Source organism: Flavobacterium granuli (assembly GCF_900129705.1).
In the GTDB taxonomy this organism is placed as follows: Bacteria; Bacteroidota; Bacteroidia; order Flavobacteriales; family Flavobacteriaceae; genus Flavobacterium; species Flavobacterium granuli.
Genome location: NZ_FQWO01000017.1, coordinates 1 through 23,575 on the forward strand (window position 1 = coordinate 1; position 23,575 = coordinate 23,575).

A 23,575-nucleotide genomic window follows, 5' to 3' on the forward strand; every position below is an offset into this window, starting at 1 on the left:
AAAGCATCAGTAGTCGTTCCTGTGATTGTTCCTGAGCAATTGTCTGTAGTTGTCGGAGCTGTTGCAGTAGCCGTACACTCACCTGTTACATCCGCCAAAGTAGGTGTCACTGGAGCCGTTACATCTTTTACAACTATGTTTTGAGTTGCTGTTGTTTTGTTTCCGTTACCGTCATCAAAAGTCCAAGTAATAACAGAAGTCCCTTGAGTACTTCTTGTCAAAGCATCAGTAGTCGTTCCTGTGATTGTTCCTGAGCAATTGTCTGTAGTTGTCGGAGCTGTTGCAGTAGCCGTACACTCACCTGTTACATCCGCCAAAGTAGGTGTCACTGGAGCCGTTACATCTTTTACAACTACGTTTTGAGTTTGTGTCGATTTGTTCCCTGCTGCATCAGTGAAGGTCCAAGTAACAGTCGTATTTCCCTGAGCTGTGATTGGGAATGCCGTTGAAGTGGTTCCTGTGATTGATCCAGAACAATTATCCGTAGCCGTTGGTGCTGTGATTGAAGCCACTGAACATTGTCCCGTAACTGTTGCCAACGATGCCGCATCTGCAACCGGAGCTGTAGTGTCGCCAACTGCTACTAAAACCGAAGCAGAATTTACTGCCGGACAAACTCCATTTTGAACTACTGCACGATAATAACGGTTTGCAGTCAAAGTTCCCATTTGAACACCTGTCAATGGAGAAGCTGTAGCTCCAATAATATCACTAAAAGTAACATTATCCGTAGATGATTGCCATTGTATTGTTCCTGTATTTCCTGATAATGTCAAATTCGCAGGAGAAGTTCCTGAACAAATCGTTTGAGCAGAAGAAACCGTTCCAGCAACCGAAACTGGAGTTACCGTCACCAAAACGGAAGCAGAATTTACTGCCGGACAAACTCCATTTTGTACCACTGCACGATAATAACGGTTTACAGTCAAAGTTCCCATTTGAGCACTTGTCAAAGGAGAAGCTGTAGCTCCGCTAATATCACTAAAAGTGACATTATCCGTAGATGATTGCCATTGTATTGTTCCTGTATTCCCTGATAATGTCAAATTCGCAGGAGAAGTTCCAGAACAAATCGTTTGAGCAGAAGAGACCGTTCCAGCAACCGAAACCGGGGTCACGGTCACCAAAACGGAAGCAGAATTTACTGCCGTACAAACTCCATTTTGAACTACTGCACGATAATAACGGTTTGCAGTCAAAACTCCCATTTGAGCACCTGTCAATGGAGAAGCTGTAGCTCCAATAATATCACTAAAAGTGACATTATCCGTAGATGATTGCCATTGTATTGTTCCTGTATTCCCCGCTAATGTCAAATTCGCAGGAGAAGTTCCCGAACAAATTGTTTGGGCAGAAGAGACCGTTCCAGCAACCGAAACCGGAGTTACCGTCACCAAAACGGAAGTAGAATTTACTGCCGGACAAACTCCATTTTGAACTACTGCACGATAATAACGGTTTGCAGTCAAAGTTCCCATTTGAGCACTTGTCAAAGGAGAAGCTGTAGCTCCGCTAATATCACTAAAAGTAACATTATCCGTAGATGATTGCCATTGTATTGTTCCTATATTCCCCGCTAATGTCAAATTCGCAGGTGAAGTTCCCGAACAAATTGTTTGGGCAGAAGAGACCGTTCCAGCAACCGAAACCGGGGTCACGGTCACCAAAACGGAAGCCGAATTTACCGATGAACAACTTCCACTTTGAACTACCGCTCTATAAGATGTAGTCGCCGTTAAATTTGTTACCGTTAAACTAGTAGTGGTATTGGCAATAGGGGTTCCCGCTGTAGCGAAATTATCCAGTGATGATTCCCATCTTACAACTGATCCTGTATGACCTGATAAAGTGAGAGTCGAACTGTTTGTTCCACTACAAACTGTAGCGTTTCCTACAAGGCTTCCTCCAACTGAAGCTGGATTTACCGTAACCGTTACCGCTGTTCTTGCACTCTCACATCCGTTTACCGTTTGGCTTGCATAATATGTTCCCGACCCTATTAGTGTTGTCTTCGCCAATGCCGCTCCTCCTGTATTAACATTGTACCATTTGATATTAGTTCCTGTAGGTACTAAATCATTTACACTCTTAAGATCTTCTGAACAGAAGGTCTGTGCTGAAGCTATTGGTGCCGCTGGGGTAGCGTTTACTGTTACCACTACCGACTTGACATCAAAACATCCTGCCGCTGTAGTTCCTTTTATGTAATATGTTCCTGTTGTTGCTGCCGCTGGGCTAGCGTAAACAGTTGTCGCTGTAGCATCAGTGAAATATGTATAAGTCAATCCTGATGTACTTCCAGCAGTAATTGCTGCTGCTGTAAGATCCACCGTTGATGGTGAACATACTGCCGCTGGATTTGTAATCGTTAAGGTAGGTTTTACATTTACAGTTATTGTTTTGGTTGCTGTTACTGTACCACAAGACCCACCAGTCGTTGTTAATGTTAAAGTGATACTACCTGATTCTCCGGCTCCTGCTGTATATGTTGCCGTTGACGGGTCATTTGCATTTGTCCAAGTCCCTGTACCACCTGTCCAAGTACCACCAGTTGCTCCACCACCTACTGATCCGCCCATAGCTGCCGACATATCGTCCTGACAAATTGCTGTCAACGCAGTACCTGCATTAGCTGTTGGATTTGGATTTACCGTTACCACAACTGCAGTTCTAGCACTCTCACATCCATTAGTCGTCTGACTTGCATAGTATGTTCCGGTTGCTAAAACTTCTGTTCCTGTGTATTGTGTTCCTGCCGTTGCGGCATTGTACCATTTAACTGCAGTCCCTGTAGCCACTAAATCAGATATTTTTTTATTGTCTACACTACAAAAACTTTGTGCATTTGCCGTTGGAGGAGCCGTTGTATTAACCGTTACTAAAGCAGAAACACAGGCAGTAGTATTACACTCACCTTTGTATCGCACATAATACGTAGTGCTAACTGCAGGAGAAACCCTAATACTATTACCGGTTCCCACCGCTGTACCTCCGCAGGATCCCGAAAACCATTCCGCTATTGCGCCTGTTCCCGCACTACCTCCTACAAGGCTAAGCGTAGTAAAATCGCCTGGACATATCGTAGTGGTTCCTGTAATTCCTGTAGGAGCAACAGCATTTGATTTTATAACAAATGCCGTGGCCGTTCTACAATCTGGTATATCTGTAGTAGCAGCATAAAAAATATAAGTCCCTGGAGTATCTGTATTGGACAAACCTGAGCCTGGAGCCACAACCGGATTAAAAGAAGAACCCGAACCTATCGGTGATCCCCCACTAGCTGTTGTGTACCAATTTATAGCTGGAATTATTCCGCCGCCAGAAGGTGGTGTAATAGTCCAATTGAAAGCTCCTGTTTCATTGTCTTTAGTTGTAGAAATTAAAGTATATGTACTACCTGCTGCTAAAGTAACCGTTATCTTAGGCTCATTATCAGAACCACTATTATCATCGCCAGCCAGCCAAGTTCCTCCACGGTCACAGTCCCCTGGAACGAATGCACCAGAAACGATGTATCCCATACCATTATACGAGTCATTTCTATTCATTTCGAAAATATAAGATCCGCTAATACTTACTTCAAAACTTATAGCTATATATTTACTACTATTACCATTACCACTAAAACCACAACCTTTAGTAGAAATATTATCTTTAGGTCTATTTGCAGAAGGGCTACTCGTTGTCCAGGCACCAGATAATGTAGTCACAGAAGTGGTAGCAGAAGTGGTAGCAGTCAAACTCCCAGATTCTCCCGGACATATGGCAACACCAGTAGTTAATGGTGCTGAATCACAAGAAATTGGCGTAGGTGTTATTGAGGCGCTATTATTTCCCGGTACAGGATCAGTCTCATCGCTTGAGATAGTCGCAGTATTCGTATAAGCACCCGTCTTCAATACTTTCGCCTTAACGTCTAAAGTAGCAGTTGCGCCATTGGCTAAATTCCCTATAGACCATACCCCTGTCCCATTAGCATAAGTACCTAATGATGGAGTGGCACTTACAAAAGTATAACCGCTTGGCAATATATCATTAACAAGAACTCCAGTAGCAGAACTGGGACCCTCATTTTTGGCAGTAATAGTAAAGGTTACATTGGCATCAAATATTGGTCTCTCATTATCAACCGTCTTCGCAATTGATAAATCCGTACACAAGGCAACAGAAATTGGATTAGACACTAATGCCGGACCACAAGACGTTGTCGAAGAAACCGAATAAGCCCCAGAAGTTGTAGCGGTATAAGATGCCGAAGTTGCACCAGTTATTGGAGCTCCATTTAAATACCATTGATAAGGAGCAATTCCGGAACTCACTGTTAAAACCGCAGTTTGAGCAGAACAGGAACCACCTGCAACATACGTTAAATTCGGGTCACTAGGCAGATCAACAAATTTAGAGAAAAAACCAGACATAGAAAAGCCTCCCCCTTGCTCCACTAATGAAACGGTCAATCTTGAAGTACTAGAAATATTTATAACAGCTGGGGAATTAATATTCGCTTTAGTAAAAGTTATTAGGTACCATCCTGTCGTCCCTAATTGCCTTTTCGCTACCCCTGAATAACCCGTGATATCAACACCACTTAGATACACTTTGTCTGTAGCACTTTTTAACAAAATATAACCAAAATAATCCAGCGGACTCTTGTTATAAGCCAAAAATTGAGAAGTCTCAACAACCAGGGAACCCGAACAAGCCTGAGCGGGTGCAACTGTAGAAATATCCACCTCACAACCATCGGCTGTTCCTGAATAAACCACTACATTTTCTGTAGCTACAATTCTAGAAGAGGAATATTTATTATTACCGGCTACTCCATTTATAAATGTATAAAAATCACCAGCATTTGTTAATACTTTAGTCGTGGCTTCAACAAAACTCCCCGCACTATTATAAGTAGTAACAGTAACTGATGTATTAGCTACCGTTGCAACAACCGTTGTTTGTTCGGCCGTATCATTACCATTCCCTTTGACTACAATATACTCCTTACCTAAGACACTAATAGGTGGGATTTGATCAAAAGTTCCATCGCCACAGGCTACAGGAGCATCAATTGCAGCACCAGTATTCATTACTATAGATCTTGAAGAGGTGACCAGAGAACCCATCGTTGCTTTAAAAAGCCAACTTTGTCCAGCCTGCAAAGTAGCAACAACACTCCCGTTTACACTTAAAACCGTATTATTATATAATGCCATTGCACTATAAATTGGCGTCCCATTCCCTGTTGAGTCATTCCTATAATAACCAACTCTAAAACTAACCCCTACTCCCGGATTACCAAAACTGCTTAATGCGGCATTACCCTTAATGTATGAATCCCCCCCTGATATTTGATCCGATGCAATATTTCTTAAATTGACTGAAATCGGTTTATCACCACTAACTATGATACCTCCTGCATTTATTACAGTACTTAAGGTATGCATAGCTAAAGAAGTTGGATTCCCAACAAACCTATAGACCGCTGGTGATCCTGCTTTTGTGGTTAAACTTGTAACTGCTACCCCCGTTGTGGTAGTTAAACTAACAGGAGTCCCATCACTTTTAGTAATCGTGAAGTTAACTGCAGCTATAGATTCAGTCGACACTACAATCTCATTGGCATTAGAAAAATATTGCCATGGAGCCGGAGCAATATAATGCTTCTCATAAAACTGCGCATTAACAGCATGAGTAGCAAATATTAAAAAAAGTATTAAAAAAATATTTTTTCTTGATAAAGTAAAATTCAGCATATAAGCAATGATGTTAAATTTTTAGATAAATTATTAAGCATTTAATTGTTAAATAAAAATAAGTCCGCAGAAATATGTCCTTTGTACAATTAAATTCAGGAAAAATTGTGTTGGTAAACTAAGCACGATGCATTAAACCTTCAGAAAAGAAGTAAAAAGAATTAATCCTAAGCTTAGTCCCTGTTTTAAATAAAAAATTTAAAAAAGGAGATAATTGCAGAAACAATTGATCTCTATGTAATGCAGTAGGTTTCATACTATTTATTTCAAAGGATAAGTTTTATCCTTAAGTTTAACAATCAGACATTTAGGTGTGCGAAAATACACTAATTAAAAATAACACAAAACAATAAAGATGTTTTATTTCTAATTATCGACCAACGGCATTTTTCTATAGATGAACTACATTAAATTTAGCTATAAATTCTTTATTTTACTACAAAAAAGTCGTTTTTTTTTAGAAAAAACTATATCGTTGTGGGTTGTGGGTTGTATCCTTCGACTATGCTCAGAATGACAGTGAGTTGTCAGTTGTGAGCCCCGACAGGAATCGGGATGAGTTGTGAGTTGTGGGTTGTCAGTTATCGGGTGTCGGGTGTCGGGTGTCGGGTGTCGGGTGTCGGGTGTCGGGTGTGTCCTTCGTCCCTTCGGCAGGCTCAGGGCAGGGCTTAGGTCAGGATGACATTGTTGTGAGTTGTCGTTTGCCTGCATTCTTTGCTGTTTTCATTTCACTATACCATTTTTACTTTTTCGCTAGATGAAAGAAGCTCCTTAAAAATTAAAAACATCATCCTCTGATTTGGCAGTTAAAAAATCCCACCTATGATTCCGCTAATTCATTTTTGGTTAAAAACTAGTTCTTATTTTATTATATTAACAACACCTAAATCGCATAACTAGGCAATTGATTAGGCCCTCCAAAAATTATTTGAACCAGTCTTTGGACCAGTCATTGAACTAGTTCGCAGAATGTGTAAAAATCGGTCTGAGTTATTTATCTCAAACGACTAACCCACAATCAGCGGTTGTACCAGTTCTAATTTTAAGCCCGTGTATAAACAAAATTCTTCAATGCTTAGGAATTGATGTTCTTGCTTATTCAATTCCTTTTTAATAGCAATTAGAAGTAATCTTGAATACCGATAACTTTTACCAGTAATCCTCTGAACGTCTTTTGGGTATATGCATATTCTTTTCTGTTCTGCTTTCATTGACCCGTTCTAAAATAACTATAAATATTATTAAATAAATCTTATTTTAGTTATACAAATATAACTTTTAATCTAAAAATTACTACACAAAATCAGGCTGTTACCTTCGCCTTGCTCGTGCCTAAAAAATAATCCGGATCTATATCTAAAACTGTAGTATCCTTATGACCATTAGGATGGGGATAAAAGTCAAGAGAGATTTGTAGCGGGGAAAGCTTTGATGAGATCCCCGTCTTTATTTAGTGCTGTCGACTTTCTGTAATTTATTTTCGAAATCAAATTCCTTCAACCAAAAAAACATTAATTCCATTTTGTTGAAAATGAAAATTATAGTTTAATACTTTTCTTTTTTAGCTCACTCAATTTTTATTATAAGTGGTGTGTACTTCGCCTGTTCCCTGTACCCGTGTTTGAATCTTCGATTTCAATGCCTGAAAATTAAAAACACTACTCTATGCTTTCTAAGTTAAAAATTTGACCGCAGATTCCGCAAATTTTCACTGATTCGTTGGCGGGAATTTGTACGGTTTGTGGTTAGAAATACTTTTGTGTTGGGGTGTCGGGTTGTCAGTTGTGAGCCCCGATAGGAATCGGGATGGGTTGTGAGTTGTCGGTTTGTCGGGTGTGTCCTTCGGCCCTTCGTCAAAAGCTCAGGGCAGGCTCTGCTCAGGATGACAGTGGGGTGTGGGTTTTCTGTTATCGGTTAGGGTTGGAAATAAGCTTGTTAGAAAAATAATACTGGAATTTGCCGCACTGGGATGTAAAATTGTATAGTATAAAATAGGCCATAATGGTTTTTAATAGTCCTTTATGGTCGTTTATGAACCCTAGTGCTTTGATTTTCATTTAAATAGTAAAAGCTTTGTACCATAAATCCGCTTTTAGATGCATCGAAATTGGTTTTATAAGGTTTGAAAAAATGTACCTAACATTTTATACATCAACATTATAACAATTAGAAATTATGGCCCAGCAAAAAGGTATAATTAAATTAAGAGGTACTATCGGGGATATTACTTTTTACAAAACTAAAGACGGTCATTTGGCTCGTGAAAAAGGAGGCGTTGATGCCAAACGAATTGCCAATGATCCTGCTTTTCAGCGTACAAGGGAAAATGGAGCTGAATTTGGCAGAGCCGGTAAGGCAGGTAAAATTTTAAGAGCTTCGATACGCAGCCTGCTTTTGAATGCTGCTGACAGCAGAATGGTCAGCCGATTGACACAAGCTATGGTTAAGGTCATCCAAGCGGACACCACCAGTATCCGTGGTTTGCGAAACGTTATTGACGGAGAAGCTGAATTATTAAGCGGTTTCGAATTTAATATTAATGGGACATTGGGTAGTAGTTTGTTTGCCCCTTATGCCGGAACTATTGATCGTGTTAGTGGTGAAATTGCGATTGCCATTGCTCCTTTTGTGCCCGCAAATATGATTGCTGCTCCTGCCGGGACGACGCATTTTAAAATCATTTCGGCTGGAACCGAAATTGATTTCGAAGCGGAAACATTTGTAGCCTCGCACTCAGAAACTGCTACTTTAGCCTGGGATATGGCACCTACGATTGCCATTAGCCATGTCAATATGGTGACTCCAAACAGTACTAAGCCTTTATTTTTAGTATTGGGCATGGAGTTTTACCAAGAGGTCAACGGACAGATGTACCCCTTGAAAAATGGTGCTTATAACGCATTGGCTGTGGTTGCCGTAAGCGGACTATAAATGGTTTTGGTATTGACCAGAACGTATTTCCCCGAAGGAACTAACGGGAAGCTTGTACATGAAGGCAAAATAACCTGTCATACGATTGAATTGCCATGGAAAGACAATCTTAGTCAAGTTTCCTGTATTCCTGAGGGGGAATACTTTTTAGAAAAGCGCTACAGTAGCCGATTTGGATGGCATTTGGAAGTTTTGAATGTTCCGAACAGGAGTTTGATTTTGTTTCATCCGGCTAACAATGCCTTGAAAGAACTTCGCGGCTGTATTGCTCCTGTTAGTCAACATTCAGGTTTTGGATTAGGACTCCAATCGAAACAAGCCTTTAGAAAGCTCCAAACGGTGGTTTATCCTGAACTGGATGCAAAAGAGAGTATTTTATTAATTGTTCAATCTTGATTCCTTAAGGGAATTGCAAAAAAATAAAATTATGAATGTACTAAAACGAGCGAAAGCTCCCACTCCAAAATTTTTTAAAATGCTTCGAAATATCGGGCTTGCCTTGGCGGCGGTTGGCGGCAGTATTATTGCTGCACCTGTAGTCTTGCCGTTGACAATAGTTACCATGGGTGGTTATCTGGCTGTTGCCGGTGGTGTATTATCGGCTGTAAGTCAGTTGACTGGCGAGCCTAATTATGATCCTGATGCAAACGAGTAACAGTCCGCTCATAGGGACTGCGAGTGGCACTTTTTTGAGTGTGTTAGCAAATTTACATTCGGAAGACCTATTGAAAACTATTGTGCTGGCTATTATTGGCGCAGTTGTTAGTTTTGCCATCTCCATCCTGCTCAAAAAACTGGTTCGAAAGGAGAAGAAATGAAACTTTTCCTGTTGTGAGTTGTGTCCTTCGGCAAGCTCAGGATGACCCTGTTGTGAGTTTTGAGTCCAGACCTGACGGTCTGGACTTTTTTTTTGATGTGCCCAAACCAATTCTAATCTATTTTTAAAACTGTATTATCCTTATTACCAACTTGAAAGGGACGCAAAGGAGACGTTTGCGGAACTTATCTTTTTTATTTTGTTTCTTGGTATGGAAAACATTTTTTGCACAAGCGGAATTCTTTTTTTACCACAAATTACACAAATTAGCGCAAAATATTTTTTAAATATTGTGGGCAGGGATTATCAATCTGGGCAGTCAGGCTTGTTATTGTTTTTTTAGCATTCATGACCCGAGCCTGTAAGGCGAACGGATGAAATAATCTTCGATTTCAAGCCTGAATAGTTGCTCCCGATCGCCATCGGGGCCGAAAATCTTCGGCAGTATTTATCTCACTAATCCCTTATTGTTATTGGTGTTCGATTGATTAATTATTTGATTTATCTTCTCGAAAGTTTTCCAACTCTTTGTTTACTTCTTCCAGTAATTGCTTCTCTGTTGGCAGGTATAATTCGTATTGACTAGCCACTATATTTTTTTCGTTTTCCGGCAAGGTGAATTTCACTACTCCGCCGTTTTTGCTAGCACAAAGCAAAATGCCGATAGTTGGATTTTCATATGATAGTTTTTCTACTCTGTCATAATAGTTCACATACATCTGTAATTGTCCGATATCCTGATGTGTGAGTTTGTGCGTTTTTATTTCGATGATTACAAAAGATTGCAGTAGACGGTTGTAAAAAACCAAGTCTACAAAAAATTCATCGCCTTCAATATGGATTCGTTTTTGTCTTGCCACAAATGAAAAGCCATTCCCTAATTCTAATAAAAAGTCTTGCAGATGGGTTATAATGGCTTGCTCCAAATCTTTTTCATAGTAGGCCGCTTCACGCTTCAGACCTAGAAATTCTAAATACATTGGATCTTTTATAATCTCTCTGGCGTCTGAAGGTACTTTTTCGTTTTTGGCTACTGCCAATACACTTTCTTTATCAGTACTCATTAAAAGGCGCTCGTATAAACTGCTGTTTATTTGGCGTTCGAGTTGTCTTGAAGTCCAATTGTTTTTCACGCTTTCGGCAATATAAAACTCTCTTTTATCTTGATTGTCAATCGCTAAAAGGGATTTGTATTGTGTCCAACTCAATTGTGTCCGCAGTGCGGACACAATTGGAAAGCTGCGGTAAAACTGGCGATATTGATTTAATTGACGATACGAAAAACCACTGCCATATTCAGGTTGTAATTGTTCAGCAAGAAATTTAATTAGGTAGGTTCCGTAATCTGCTCTGTCTTTACCTTGCTGTTCTTCTTCAAAAATACGTTTACCAATATTCCAATACATTAAAGTTCGTTCATTGTCAACGGCTCTAATTGCTTTGTCTTTAGCAGTAGCAATAATTGCCTTTATATCAGGGATTAAGGATTGGTTTTGAAGCATCTTGAAAAAGCGGCAATTAATTATTGGTATAATCTACAAACATAGTAAAAAGCAACTGAAAGTAAACGGGAGGAAGAAAAAATCATGGCAGGAATTGGCAAAAGAAAAATTGCATTTTAATCCAAAAATGTGTTCGCATTGTCAAACCGAGACCATGAAAACCATCGAGAAAATACCACCCAATAAACCGCCTCCAAACCAACTAAAAAAGATTAACAAAAAAGATTTAAGCACTGTATTTTAAAAAATTTCGATATCGGAATGGGGATACCTATGCCCTAAGGTGACTTAAAACACATAAAAAGAATAACTTCTTCCTTTAAAAACAGAAAAAATGACCCAAAAAAACAAATAAGCCCATAAAAAAACTCCGAATTACAATTCAGAGTTTGATTTATAAGAAGTAAAATACGAAAGCAATCCTATAAGTTGAAACGCCCATTAAGCTCCCCAAAGCTGATAACGACGGGTTTCGTTCAACAGCGACTCCTTGCTGGGTCTTGCAGACCGCATGAAGTCTTGCTTATTATGGGCAGTTATTTTTCTGCAAAAGTTATAAAATCTTCATTATCACACTTTTTACAGACCTGTTTTATTTTGTCTTCTTCGTATTCAATGAATTCTACTTGCAAACTTCCACATTCTGAACAAGCCAATTCTTGATCAAAGCCTAAATGTTTGAAAAATAGATTTTCAAGTAAACTTATAGTTGTACAAGTAAATAATAAGGCAATTTTTGCATCAGGATATTTTTTGTTTTGTGAATGAACTATCGTAGAATTATAACTCCAAGCACTATCAACCATTTTTCTTGAATAATTTCGTAACTCGGAGTTTTCACTTCCTGGAATGTAGTAATCAATGAAAGCATTTGCTACACCTTTGAAGTCTGATTTTTTCAGTCCTTTTTCACTTACGAGCTCAGGATTTCTATTGCAAAGTTCTTTGGATAAATCAATTAAACTTTCCCTACATAATAGTCCGATTGCTTGAAACTCTTCTGGTTCTAAATGTATTGACAACTTTTCGGAAGCCATATTTAATTTTCTGTTAATTGATTTCAGATGTTCTATGTCTAAAGGAATTTCCTCTATAATATGTTTAAATTCATCTTGACGTCTCTTTTCCAATCTTTGCATCAATCCCATATGAAAAGAGTATGCTTCATCAGCAGAAAAGTAATGACCATTTTGAGTGTATAAATTCATTGGTGTATCTTCTCCTTCAACTACCCAATATGCTTCGTTTTCAGTTTTTACATTCCAAACATTTATAACTACACCTAAATCAGTAAAAGTTTCTTCGCATTTAATGTTTACGATTTCCTTTATATCATCATATGACTGGAAATATTCTTTAATATGATTTTCGACTTCTATTCGATATTCTGGTGTCATTTTTTAGAATTAGTTTTGTTATAATTGCCCATAATGTTCTGGCACTACAGCGGGTTTGGGATTAAAAATGCGTAATCTTTCGGTTATGCCAAAATTTTCAAATACAAAACCAATTTCCCATTAAGCCTAAACCCGCCATATTGCCAAACGGCGGTTATAGCCAGTGGTTTTCTTGTCGTTTAGTTTATACTTCGTATTCTTTTGTCCAGTTAATATTTCGTTTTCCTTGTTCAAAGTAGTTTTTAGTTTCGACTGAAACGTATCGTGAAAGTTGAATATTAGCACAAATAAGTCTCTCGTATTTTGGCAGCATTTGAGTGTTGTTTAACCTTTTATTTCTGTAAGCAAATGTTAACAAAAATAGTTCTGAATGATATAAATGAAACTTAGTTATTTGTTCTGAATTAGAAGATGTCCATTCAGAGTCAATAAACGAAATTTTTTCTATTAAACTTTCCATTGCAGTAAGCAAATCGTTGTCTTTCGTCAAGTGCGTATGATAATTTGAAATGAAATTTGCAAAGTCAGTAAGCAAAAGACTATTTTGATAGAAATTTTCTGTTGCTAGAATGTTGTCAAAATAGTTTTTCCATTTATTGAAAATTAAAATATGGATTAAATCAAATTGTTTATCAGATGCAGATTTCACAAAATACTCTCTTAATACATCTCTTGTTTTTATATTTGATAAATATTTATCAATAATAAAATCAAACACAACTTCTTCTATTTGCGTGTTATTGACTGACACTAAAAAAGTACCTAATGAAGCGTTAAATAATTTACTTCTTTGAAAATATTTTGCTGTCTGCTTTAAGAAGTCAAAGTCAATAATTTCTATTCTATCAAGAACGTTTTTTAATACATCGACTTCTGCTTCATTGATGTTTTCCTTGTCTTCTTTTTCTACAATCTGACGAATAATTTCAAAGTTTAGCCATTTGTTTGAAAGAGAAGATTCGTTGGCTATTTTTAATAGTTCTTCTTTTTTAAAACTTTGAAAGTAAAAGACAAAATCGGTTGGATTTTGCAAATAAGACAAAGCATTTATAAAACGAGGGAAATTTACACGATACAAAAATGAGACTAATTGTTCTAATAAAAAGTTGAAATGAAATCCTCCTCCACTGCGTTCAATACCTTCAATAAGCTTATATGTTTTAGCAATATTACTTTGAGCAAAACCCACTAATGATTCATTCATCATCTCTTTTTCGTGAAATGGTGCATCAGGTAATGGTTTAGTTTCCATTCTAATGCTTTTTATTATTTCTATGATTTTTTCGGATAGTGACTTTGTATAAATATCTTCTAATTCGTCTTTAGAAAGTAGTTTTTCAATTTCTATTTGTAAATAGCAATTTACTCCCAAATAGATTAGGATAGCTCTAACGTCACCGCTCGAAACACCTTTTCGAAGATATTCTGTAACAGTAAAAATAATTTGAGCAATTACGTCAACTTTATCACTTTCAGATTTCTGATTGAAGTACACATTCGTGGTTACGATATTGCGAATTTCATTATCTATTATCCACATTTCTTCCTTTTTTCCACCATTAAGAAAGTCATCAAGTGTTTTGCTTTCAAGTTTTTTTAAAACACAATCCAATTCTAAGTGAATAGAAGAAGATTTGCTTTTGATTAAGGCTTGAGTTAAAATCAAATCGGGAATTTCCATACTTTGCAATTGGGGTTATTTAATTCATCCCACAATTCATTAAATGCATCAACAACAGGTTGTGGGTGGGAAACCTCTTGTAAAATATGATGATTATCTCCGTAAGAGTTAATTGATGTGCCAAGTGAATAAACTTGCGGTCTTTTCATTTCTCCACTTGGAAAAATGAGAAACCTGTCGTGAAAAGCCCAACCAAAATTTGTATGTTGAATACGAAATTCAAGATTTAGAAAGTGGTTGTTGTGATTGGGATTGTCCAATATAGTTTTGTGTTCTGTAATAATATCTGCTACAGACATTCCTTTTTTTTGATAAACCATTTTTACAGTATCATTGATAGAGCCAATTGCTTTTAAAGGAACGCCAGCTGTTTTAGAGTAAAATAATGTTTTAAGAATGTCGGTTGAACTCAAAAACGGATCCCATATGTAAACACCATTTTCATCTTTTTGCTGAATAAGTTTTTGTAAATCTTCTATTCCTCCTGACGCACCTTTTTTATACTGTTTAAAGGATAGAGATTTCTCTAATTGTTTTTTTTCCGCATCATAAAGATAGTTGTTAATGTATGTAGTGTAATTATTGTCTTTTTTCTTTTTGGCTCTTCTTTCACTATTAGCAACTTGAATTTGTTGCATTGCACCATTAAGTTCAAAAAGTCTTGGTTCGTGACTTACAATATTTATGTTGAAATCAAATTCTCGAATATAAGAACCACTATGTGATGATAAAATTAGGGTGGGTTCTTTACGCCATATTTTTATATGGTTTATTTGGTCAAGATTTCCTATGATTATTTTTTGATTATTAGACTTATTATAATCTTCAATTACTGCTCCCATATAATTTTTGTCAAAGGTTGACTCAACTTGTATTAGACAGTCAGGAATTAAAGAAACAGAATTATGCCAAGAAAAACTCATATCAACACCATCCCAAGTCGGAAGTGCTTTAGAATTTGAATCCATTAAGGTTATTGGAAATTGAAATACGAAGTTTCCAATTCTATCACGAACAACGGAAAGATCTATTGGAACTAAATTTTTGATTTTTGCACATATGTCGTTTAGTTTATTTAAAGCTTCTAATTTTAATAGAAAGTTAAAGTTGGATTTAATTTCATCAAAAAACTCAATAGTATAAGACCCATTATGGTAATTATTTTTTAAAATTTGGTTAATTCTGTTCCCATCAATAGAGGGCACATATTGTTTGGGTAAGTATTTAAGTTGTGGGAACTGTGAAAAATTAGCTCCGTCCGCACTCCATTTATTTTTGGATTTAAGTGTGTCAAATTTAGTTTTTGCTTCTGTTGTTGTAAGCCAATATCGTTGAATACCTATACTAAAATCATCATTTATTGATATTCTTTTTCCTAAAAAAGTTTGGTTGAAACCATTGTATGGTTTCTCTTCAAGAACAGCAATAGTAAAGAAGTTAAATATTGCTTTATCGCTTTTTCTGCATAAGAAAATTTCGGTTACTTCACAACTATTGTAAAAAGCAATATTCCCTGTCGTAGTTAATGTTGTAAAGTCCATTCAGTGTTTCTTTGATTATCTGTTTTTTATCTGTGATGTACGTTCGCTGCACCATTGGCTATAACTTGTATATATGCGCTAAAAAGTAGCGCATAGCCACCCAGAAAAAGGAGTATACACGCTATTTGATTGCGTTTTATATTCTTTCAAATATATAAATAATTTATTACAAATCGTCGAGTGAACTTTTTATTTGTTAAGACTTTTCGTCCTTAGAGGAATATATATATATCAGCAGTTTAACCACTTGTAATACCTGATTATAGGCCATAAAAAAAGATGCCTAGGCATCTTCTTCACGTTTTGATTTCAAACTTATATCTATTTCTTCAACACGACTCATAAACTCCGAGAGCGAAATTTCAAAGTACTCACAAAGTAAATATAGTGTACTAATCGAAACATTATTCTTTGCTGTTTCGATTCTACCGATGTGAAAAGCTACCTTTTTATTTTCCTTAATATCGTTATTAACGTCCTGTTGATTAACGTCCTTAAGTGCTCGATACTCTTTAGAGACCAGCGCAATTGCTTTTAATAACCTTTCGTTTTTATATTGCTTCATATAAATCAAAGAGAATCAGAAAAAAAAAACCTAACAATGACTAATATGTCATTATGTTTTGTATCTTTATACCCTAATTACTTTAAATAGTATTAATTTTGCGTTTCTTCATATAAAATATTTGAAGCATTCGCTTTGAATCTCGTTTTCAAAAACTGGTAATTTTTAAAAATGCACGAGATGATAAGTATGATGCTCACGTCCCATGGCGTGGGCTCACTTATTCGTGCAACGGTATACCAGTACCTTGAAAGCGTTTAAGCTGAGTTCCATGCCATTTTTTTATACTATTGGCTCAATACTCCGCTTGAATTCTTAGCAACACTTCATCATTTTCATAGTCTCGCAAAGTTTTGATTTTAATATTGCTATGACTTGACGAGGTCGCTTCGTCGAAAAATACCTGACAGCCATTGGCTGTCCTCCTTTTAATTTCAAATCTATGACTAAAATGCAATTACACACCTAAAAACAGCCAACGCCTTGCGTTAACTGTGGTTTATATCACTAAACCACAACAATCCCAGTCAGGAAAATCGCCTTTTCTAAACTGGTCAGCAATACCTATGCCAACTTTAAATGATTAACTACTCACTATTAACCATTAACTATAAAAGCCCATGAATAAAATAACAAAGCCCCCCTAAAAAAACCAACGCCACGCTTTAACCGTGGTTACTGTCACTAAACCACAAAATCCCAGTTAGGAAAATGCACTTTTCTGAACCGGTCAGGAATTCCTATGCCAACTTCTCGATACAATTTTATAAAAATGCTGTCGCTATTTTATAAAATCACTCGAAGTGACGGAGATCAACCGACAACCGACAACCGATAACTGATAACTGATAACTGATAACCGATAACAGCTAACTAAAAGACACCTGCACCGCACGATCCTTTGAGCAATTGATCTCATTAATTTAATTTGAATTTATTAATGGTGCAGGATGTTTTTTTATAGTGAGTCGTGAGTTGTGAGATGTGAGTCGTGAGTTGTGTTATTCGACCCTTCGATCCTTCGGCAAAAGCTCAGGACTGGCTCAGCTCAGGATGACTATGAGAAGTGAGAATATAGAGTATAGAATTAAGATAGACGATGGACGAAATACGATGGACGAACAACCATTAACCATCGTGATAACTATCTGGACAGACAGCCCATAACTAATAACCGAAAACCTACTAAATAACATGAAATATTACAGACTAATACAAGCTTTATTAATACTAGCATTTATAACATTGATATGCCTATGGATTTCTGGTTGAAGAATAAGAACGCAGACCACAGTCGTCAGATTGCAGTACTCAGAAAACAGAAAACCTATAACAGATAACTTATAAAGTCTATGACTAAATAAAGATTATGCTTTCGCTAAAACCGCCCTTAAATTAAAAACGTCAAAAAACAACGAAAAAACGAAGTGGCAGCAGTCCGCGAGTTGAGCCTGAAAGGCGAACGGCTCGGGCTGCGGAATGGAGTTTTGAGGTAGTTTTTAAGTTTTGAATTTTCAGGCTTGATTTTTTTGTTACTTTTTTTATCAAGAAAAAAAGTAAAAATAAAAAAAAGGTTCTCTAACCCGTCTGCAAACTAGTATAGAGAACCATCGCAAACAAAACTAATGTTCCATTAAACTAAACCAATATTATGAAAAATTCTTCATTTTACAACACAGCTTCGGCTTTATGCTACATAATCCTTATCGGGATTATCCTAAGCAGCAGCCCAGCCCGAGCCAATAAGCTACTGAGGCCACAGCTGTCTGACCGACAGCAAAACCAAATAAGCGGTATCATAACCGATGGCAAAACACCTTTACCCGGCGTCACCATCGCCATAAAAAACCGAATCAATTACGCCGTCCTATCCGACTTTGATGGCAAATACAGCCTCCTAGCCAAAGCCAATGATACCTTAGTCGTGAGCTATATCGGTTACAAAACAGCCATAATCCCGATAAACTACCGCAAAAACATCCACATCCAGCTACAGGAAGACATCACCTCCTTGCAGGAAGTTCGCATCAATGCGGTTTTTTGTTTTCGAGAAGGCTTCTAGGATGGGGCTCGAAGAGGCTGTCACAATACCTACTTTGAATGCTCTTTCAATCGTATCGAGCTCAACTTAGTATGCATTATCCATACACTATCCATATACTATCATGCTTTATCCATGCCTTTGACCCGTCCTTTATAAATAAATTTTTATTAAAACTCTATGGCTCTTTCTTAATTGATTTTGTTTGTGGGCACAAGCGAGACGCTTGCGCCAGCCTGGGGCTAATAATTCCTTCACTCGTTCCGCTAAATATTTTCTTCTGTTTTACGGAAGTAGAAAGATTTTTCAACATTTTACAGTTAATTCCTTCAAAAAATTTGCAAGTGAAAAACATTAGCTTAATTTAGTATTTTATTAAGTTTAATATTACAATTTAATGTCCCAAATTAACCTGCTATTAGTTGACGACCATCCTATAACTATTGATGGATACAAAAATATCATTTCTAACCATGAACATGGTTCTGCTTTAATTAATTTCACAACAGCCTACTCTTGTCATGAAGCTTACGAGAAAATTTTGAATGCCCATAATTTATGCAAACCATTTGAAGTCGCTTTTTTAGACATTAGTTTACCTCCTTATGAAGCAAAGCAATTGCATTCTGGAATTGATCTTGGTATACTCATCAGGAATCACTTTCCCACTTGCAAAATAATACTGCTAACTATGCATCATGAGCCTGTATTAGTGAACAAAGCCATTCAAAAAATAAAACCGGAAGGATTTATTCTAAAAAATGATGTTAATGCAAGCTCGTTTATAAAAGCTTACCAGTCTGTTATCATAGGTAATAGTTTTTACAGCCCAACCATTAGCAAAGCTCAAAATAATGCTTTGGTTAAAAAATTAAATTTTGATGCAATTGATTGTCAAATTTTAGAATTGATTTCTAAAAACATAAAAACCAAAGACATGACGCAACACATTGACCTTTCACTTAGCGCCATAGAGAAAAGGAAAGCTGCCATTAAAAATAAACTACTCAAAGATAAAGGCTCCGATAAAGAAATAGTTGTACAAGCAAAAAAAATGGGCTTACTTTAATAATTAAAGAAAAACCGTACTTTTTTAACACAATAACCGTAAAATTATTAAAATAAAAACAATAATTTTGAAAAACAAAACAGTTCTAATATTATGTGCATGTAATTATCAGGACTTGTTAATAAACTATTATTAACCAATTAAATTATTATTTTATGAAAAATCTAGAATTAAATCAGATGGAAAATCTGGAAGGGGGAATTAGCCAAAGAAATTGTGCAGTATTAGGTGCTGCCATTGCTCTCGGCACAATAGGCGGTTTTTTTAGTTTTGGCTCTTCATGGGCTTTTGCAGGTGCAGCAGTCTTAACAGCAGCTAATAGTGACTGCTTCTAATTAAATTAAATGAAAAGTAATATGAAATTTGTTTTATTATCAATCTTTCTAGGGGTGTTGTTTATAATTTTAAATAGAAAATACCTTCTTTTAAACCAAGAATGGGAATTTTTCATTTTAATATATATTTTTCTAATAACCGGAAATGAAATTATTAAATTCTTAAAAAAAAATGAAAATGAAAAAAATTGACAAAATAGAAATGCTTAATATTAATGGTGGTCTTAACTGTGTGTATCATGCCATTGCAGCAGTTTTCATTTATACCAATCCAATAACAGCAGGTATTGATTATTTTTGGGGTAGTAATGGCACGTCGCTTTCACAATGCCTAAGTAATTCTCATTAATATTAAATTAAAAATCTTAATCTTAACAATTAAGATTTTTAATATCTCAATATACAAATGAAAAACTCTTTTTTTAAATTCCTAGTATTATGCCTTTTATCTATACTAATAAATACGATTTTAAGCGAACTTCTACATATAAAAGAATTAATTTATTCTTCACTATCAGAGCAACTTACATCTAGACAAATAGAACAATATTTTGAATTTCAAGATAAATGGCAATGGTTATCTTATATTTTTGTACCAGTAATGCTATTAATCAAAACTACCTTGATCTCATCTGTAATCTATATAGGTATTTTCTTTTTTAGTAAAATTCCGATTACTTTTAAGCAACTATGGTATTATGTGATTACAGCAGAGTCTGTTTTTCTACTGGTGCCACTATTTAAAATTATCAGATTTTACTTTTTTCAAACTAATTATACTCTCGAAGACATTCAGTCCTTTTATCCATTATCAGCTTTAAACATCGTTGGTCATAAAGGATTAGAACCCTGGTTAATTTATCCTTTTCAGATACTTAATTTGTTTGAATTAGCTTATTGGTTGGTACTTGCTTATTTTATTGGCAAAATTACCGAAACCAATATGGATCGAGGGTTAAAAATTGTAGCTTCCAGTTACGGCAGTGCTTTGTTGCTTTGGGTTACTATGATTATGTTTTTTACCTTAAATTATTCGTAGTAAAATATCATGAAAAAATATTCGAAAATTATACTTCTTGTTTTATTTATTGGTTTTCTTTCTTTTATGATATATAAAATAACCTCCATGATCAATCACAAAAAAGAAGTTACTGAACATATTAAAACCATTCCTACTTTTAGTTATCAAAATTTGAGCGGTGGTACATTTAGCAATAAAAATTTAAAGACAAACAGCCCTACTCTTTTTGTTTACTTCAACAGCGAATGTGAGTTTTGTAATGAGGAGGCTCAAATGATAGAAGAAAACAAAGAAAAATTCAATGCTATTCAAGTAATTTTTATCTCGTTTGAACAAACCGAAAAAATAAAATTTTTCGCCCAAAAACACAAGCTATTAAACCATGACAACATTAATTTTGTATCTGACACTAAAGTTACTTTCGCTACTAACTTTGACGTAAAATCTTTGCCTTGCTTGGTTTTATACGATAAAAACCAACAGCTTATTGAGAAGATAAAAGGCCAAACTAAGGCAGAAACACTACTAAAAAAACTAACTCCCTAACCCCAAAGAGGGAACTAAAAAAAGTGATTGCTGAATCTAAAAAAAAACATGGACCAAAAACATATTGAAAAAACCCATACGCTGCAACTGGATCAGTCTGATTGTGGCGTTGCCTGTTTATTATCTGTAATAAAACTATATGGCGGCCTACAGTCTATAGAAAAGTTACGAGAATTAAGCGGAACTACTAAACAAGGTACAACATTACTTGGTTTGTATCAAGTAGCTAACCAATTGGGGTTTAATTCTGAAGGCTGCGAGGCAGATATACAAGCACTTATTGATCACAAACAACCGTTAATTCTTCACGTCTTGATAGAAGAGCAACTACAACATTATGTAGTGTGCTATCAGTATGATGAACAAAAAGGATTCTTGATTGGCGATCCTGGCAAAGGAGTTTATTTTTTATCGACTGCTACATTGGATAAAATTTGGGTTTCAAAAAGCTGTTTAACATTAGAGCCTAATGAAAATTTTACAAAAGAAACCGAAGTTAAAAACGCTCAAAAAAAGTGGTTTTTAGATCTGTTGGAACCCGATTACAAACTGCTTTGGATCAGCGTTCTGCTCGGTGTGTTTGTGGCAGGCTTAGGAATGGCAATGTCATTGTTTTCTCAAAAACTAATTGATGACATTTTGCCCTCACATAATATCAACAAACTAATTTCCGGAATTGTATTATTGGCTATATTACTTTTGGCACGAGTTGGAATTTCAGTACTGAGAGAATTTTTTTTGTTACAACAATCAAAAGATTTCAACAATCGCATCAATAATCAGTTTTTCTCCTCTTTGTTACATCTTCCAAAACCTTTTTTTGACACTCGTAAAATAGGGGAATTAGTAGCTCGATTAAATGATACCCAAAGAGTACAAAGAGTGATTAAAATGTTAGCAAGCAGTTTAGTTATTGATGTTTTAGTTTCACTAATCTCCTTGATTTTCTTGTTTGGCTATTCCTGGAAAATAGGTTTAATTTCATTATTGACCATGCCCGTTTACTTTTACATTATTTATAGAAGTAATAAAGCCATCATTGAATCTCAAAAGGAAGTGATGCAAAGTTATGCCTTTAATGAGAGTAATTACATCAACACGATTCAAGGCATTTCAACTATAAAAAACGACAACAAACAAGCCGTTTTTAACAAAACTAATGAATTGGTATTTGGGAACTTTCAAAATAAAATGTTTCATTTGGGTAAAATAAACATTCGCTTATCGTGGCAATCAGGAATAGCAAGTGTTTTCTTTTTGACAGGTATTTTAATTTACACTTCAATTCAGGTCTTTAACAAAGAAATTAAATTAGGAGAATTAATGGCAATATTAGGAATTGTAAGTTCTCTATTACCATCAATTGGGAATCTAGCATTAATTTCAATTCCCATAAATGAAGCAAAAATTGCATTTAATAGAATGTTTGAATTTGCTTCTATTGAGAAGGAAAAAGAAGAAGGGGTTTCAATCCATGAAATTCAGACGATTTCCCTTAACAATCTTTCTTTTCGTTTTGCAGGAAGAAGCGAATTGTTTTCGGATGTGAACATAGCTATCGAAAAAGGGAAACTAACGGCAATTGTAGGAGAAAGTGGTAGCGGCAAAAGTACGATCGGTCAAATCCTGCAACGTTTTTATAATTTTGAGAAAGGAAATATTATCATCAACAACCAATACCATTTATCCGATATTAACTTACAAAGCTATCGAAACCTGATAGGAGTAGCACCGCAAGAAATCAGCATTTTTAACGGAAATGTTATCGATAATATTTTACTGGGAGCAACTGACTCTCCAGAAAATATAATTTGTTTCCTTACAGAATATGGTTTTGATACTTATTTTAATCAATTACCACAAGGACTGGCTACTATTGTAGGAGAGGAAGGTATTAATTTGTCGGGAGGACAAAAGCAAATTATAGCATTAGCTAGAGTATTGTATAAAAAACCGCAGTTTTTAATTCTTGATGAAGCTACTTCAGCAATGGATAGAAATACTGAGAATTTCTCAATGAATTTATTAGCAAAAATAAAACCCAATTGCGCCATTTTCTTTATATCACATCGACTGAACACTTTGAAAAAAATAGCGGATACCATTTATGTACTTGAGAACGGAACGGTTTCGAGTACTGGAAGCCATGAAGAATTAATTGAAACAGCAAATTTTTATAGCGACTATTGGCAAGAGTAAAAAAACGTTTCGAAAATTGTTGTTTTTTGCTCAGAACTTGGCAATTGACACATTTATACTCCTGACATGATCGAACTCAAAAAGAAAAATGCAATCAATATTAAACCATTTTTCATAAGCAACTTCTTTTAACTATACTTTTATCAAAACCTAACTACCTCTTTATCAAACAAATATTCAATC

General features: G+C 35.8%; 16 protein-coding genes. 10 read left to right on the forward strand and 6 right to left on the reverse strand.

The window, feature by feature from the left end:
* Positions 1 to 5,747 (reverse strand): Ig-like domain-containing protein (locus BUB25_RS15815; RefSeq protein ID WP_139256925.1); only part of this gene is annotated, 5,747 nt, incomplete at its 3' end.
* A gap of 2,175 nt (positions 5,748 to 7,922) precedes the next feature.
* Between BUB25_RS15815 and BUB25_RS15825 the strand changes: the two genes are divergently transcribed.
* The 3 genes from BUB25_RS15825 (at position 7,923) to BUB25_RS15835 (ending at position 9,333) form a co-directional block, all read left to right on the forward strand.
* A complete protein-coding gene (locus BUB25_RS15825) occupies positions 7,923 to 8,678 on the forward strand; it encodes a hypothetical protein (RefSeq protein WP_072946062.1) in 756 nt (251 codons plus the stop codon).
* The gene (locus BUB25_RS15830) at positions 8,679 to 9,074 is read left to right on the forward strand and encodes a DUF5675 family protein (RefSeq protein WP_072946064.1); all 396 of its coding nucleotides are present in this window, start codon (positions 8,679 to 8,681) and stop codon (positions 9,072 to 9,074) included.
* Between the two features lie 79 nt (positions 9,075 to 9,153).
* Entirely contained in the window at positions 9,154 to 9,333 is a 180-nt protein-coding gene (locus BUB25_RS15835; RefSeq protein ID WP_317047077.1) for a hypothetical protein, read from the forward strand.
* Between the two features lie 650 nt (positions 9,334 to 9,983).
* On the opposite strand, the gene BUB25_RS15840 is transcribed toward BUB25_RS15835, so the two are convergent.
* From BUB25_RS15840 to BUB25_RS15865, 5 genes are all read right to left on the reverse strand, one after another.
* Entirely contained in the window at positions 9,984 to 10,997 is a 1,014-nt protein-coding gene (locus BUB25_RS15840; protein WP_072946066.1) for a PDDEXK nuclease domain-containing protein, read from the reverse strand.
* A 536-nt stretch (positions 10,998 to 11,533) separates the two neighbouring features.
* Entirely contained in the window at positions 11,534 to 12,394 is an 861-nt protein-coding gene (locus tag BUB25_RS15850; RefSeq protein WP_072946069.1) for a hypothetical protein, read from the reverse strand.
* A 184-nt stretch (positions 12,395 to 12,578) separates the two neighbouring features.
* Positions 12,579 to 14,075, reverse strand: coding sequence for a V-type ATP synthase subunit I domain-containing protein (locus BUB25_RS15855; protein WP_072946071.1), 1,497 nt, complete (start codon positions 14,073 to 14,075; stop codon positions 12,579 to 12,581).
* Positions 14,057 to 15,616 (reverse strand): VPA1262 family N-terminal domain-containing protein, encoded by a 1,560-nt coding sequence (locus tag BUB25_RS15860; RefSeq protein ID WP_072946073.1) that lies wholly within the window; start codon positions 15,614 to 15,616, stop codon positions 14,057 to 14,059. Before BUB25_RS15860 ends, BUB25_RS15855 begins: the two co-directional genes overlap by 19 nt.
* A 283-nt stretch (positions 15,617 to 15,899) precedes the next feature.
* Positions 15,900 to 16,181, reverse strand: coding sequence for a hypothetical protein (locus tag BUB25_RS15865; RefSeq protein WP_072946074.1), 282 nt, complete (start codon positions 16,179 to 16,181; stop codon positions 15,900 to 15,902).
* 1,651 nt (positions 16,182 to 17,832) lie between these two features.
* On the opposite strand from BUB25_RS15865, the gene BUB25_RS15870 reads away from it, so the two are divergent.
* From BUB25_RS15870 to BUB25_RS15895, 7 genes are all read left to right on the forward strand, one after another.
* Positions 17,833 to 18,243 (forward strand): carboxypeptidase-like regulatory domain-containing protein, encoded by a 411-nt coding sequence (locus BUB25_RS15870; protein ID WP_072946076.1) that lies wholly within the window; start codon positions 17,833 to 17,835, stop codon positions 18,241 to 18,243.
* Between the two features lie 376 nt (positions 18,244 to 18,619).
* Positions 18,620 to 19,291, forward strand: coding sequence for a response regulator (locus tag BUB25_RS15875; RefSeq protein WP_072946078.1), 672 nt, complete (start codon positions 18,620 to 18,622; stop codon positions 19,289 to 19,291).
* A 155-nt stretch (positions 19,292 to 19,446) separates the two neighbouring features.
* Positions 19,447 to 19,626: a hypothetical protein gene (locus BUB25_RS15880; RefSeq protein ID WP_072946079.1), complete on the forward strand. Its 180-nt coding sequence runs from the start codon at positions 19,447 to 19,449 to the stop codon at positions 19,624 to 19,626.
* Positions 19,627 to 19,804: 178 nt separating this feature from the next.
* A complete protein-coding gene (locus tag BUB25_RS16680; protein ID WP_170066916.1) occupies positions 19,805 to 19,975 on the forward strand; it encodes a hypothetical protein in 171 nt (56 codons plus the stop codon).
* A gap of 57 nt (positions 19,976 to 20,032) precedes the next feature.
* A complete protein-coding gene (locus BUB25_RS15885) occupies positions 20,033 to 20,665 on the forward strand; it encodes a hypothetical protein (protein WP_072946081.1) in 633 nt (210 codons plus the stop codon).
* Between the two features lie 87 nt (positions 20,666 to 20,752).
* A complete protein-coding gene (locus BUB25_RS15890) occupies positions 20,753 to 21,193 on the forward strand; it encodes a TlpA family protein disulfide reductase (protein WP_170066917.1) in 441 nt (146 codons plus the stop codon).
* A 48-nt stretch (positions 21,194 to 21,241) separates the two neighbouring features.
* Positions 21,242 to 23,392 (forward strand): peptidase domain-containing ABC transporter, encoded by a 2,151-nt coding sequence (locus tag BUB25_RS15895; RefSeq protein ID WP_072946085.1) that lies wholly within the window; start codon positions 21,242 to 21,244, stop codon positions 23,390 to 23,392.
* Positions 23,393 to 23,575 lie beyond the last annotated feature (183 nt).

Coding starts and splice junctions, on each gene's coding strand:
- BUB25_RS15825 (WP_072946062.1), top strand. CDS start 7,923: ATGGCCCAGCAAAAAGGTATAATTAAATTAAGAGGTACTATCGGGGAT.
- BUB25_RS15880 (WP_072946079.1), top strand. CDS start 19,447: ATGAAAAATCTAGAATTAAATCAGATGGAAAATCTGGAAGGGGGAATT.
- BUB25_RS15860 (WP_072946073.1), bottom strand. CDS start 15,616: ATGGACTTTACAACATTAACTACGACAGGGAATATTGCTTTTTACAAT.
- BUB25_RS15865 (WP_072946074.1), bottom strand. CDS start 16,181: ATGAAGCAATATAAAAACGAAAGGTTATTAAAAGCAATTGCGCTGGTC.
- BUB25_RS15850 (WP_072946069.1), bottom strand. CDS start 12,394: ATGACACCAGAATATCGAATAGAAGTCGAAAATCATATTAAAGAATAT.
- BUB25_RS16680 (WP_170066916.1), top strand. CDS start 19,805: ATGAAAAAAATTGACAAAATAGAAATGCTTAATATTAATGGTGGTCTT.
- BUB25_RS15835 (WP_317047077.1), top strand. CDS start 9,154: ATGCTTCGAAATATCGGGCTTGCCTTGGCGGCGGTTGGCGGCAGTATT.
- BUB25_RS15855 (WP_072946071.1), bottom strand. CDS start 14,075: ATGGAAATTCCCGATTTGATTTTAACTCAAGCCTTAATCAAAAGCAAA.
- BUB25_RS15890 (WP_170066917.1), top strand. CDS start 20,753: ATGATCAATCACAAAAAAGAAGTTACTGAACATATTAAAACCATTCCT.
- BUB25_RS15840 (WP_072946066.1), bottom strand. CDS start 10,997: ATGCTTCAAAACCAATCCTTAATCCCTGATATAAAGGCAATTATTGCT.
- BUB25_RS15830 (WP_072946064.1), top strand. CDS start 8,679: ATGGTTTTGGTATTGACCAGAACGTATTTCCCCGAAGGAACTAACGGG.
- BUB25_RS15870 (WP_072946076.1), top strand. CDS start 17,833: ATGAAAAATTCTTCATTTTACAACACAGCTTCGGCTTTATGCTACATA.
- BUB25_RS15885 (WP_072946081.1), top strand. CDS start 20,033: ATGAAAAACTCTTTTTTTAAATTCCTAGTATTATGCCTTTTATCTATA.
- BUB25_RS15895 (WP_072946085.1), top strand. CDS start 21,242: ATGGACCAAAAACATATTGAAAAAACCCATACGCTGCAACTGGATCAG.
- BUB25_RS15875 (WP_072946078.1), top strand. CDS start 18,620: ATGTCCCAAATTAACCTGCTATTAGTTGACGACCATCCTATAACTATT.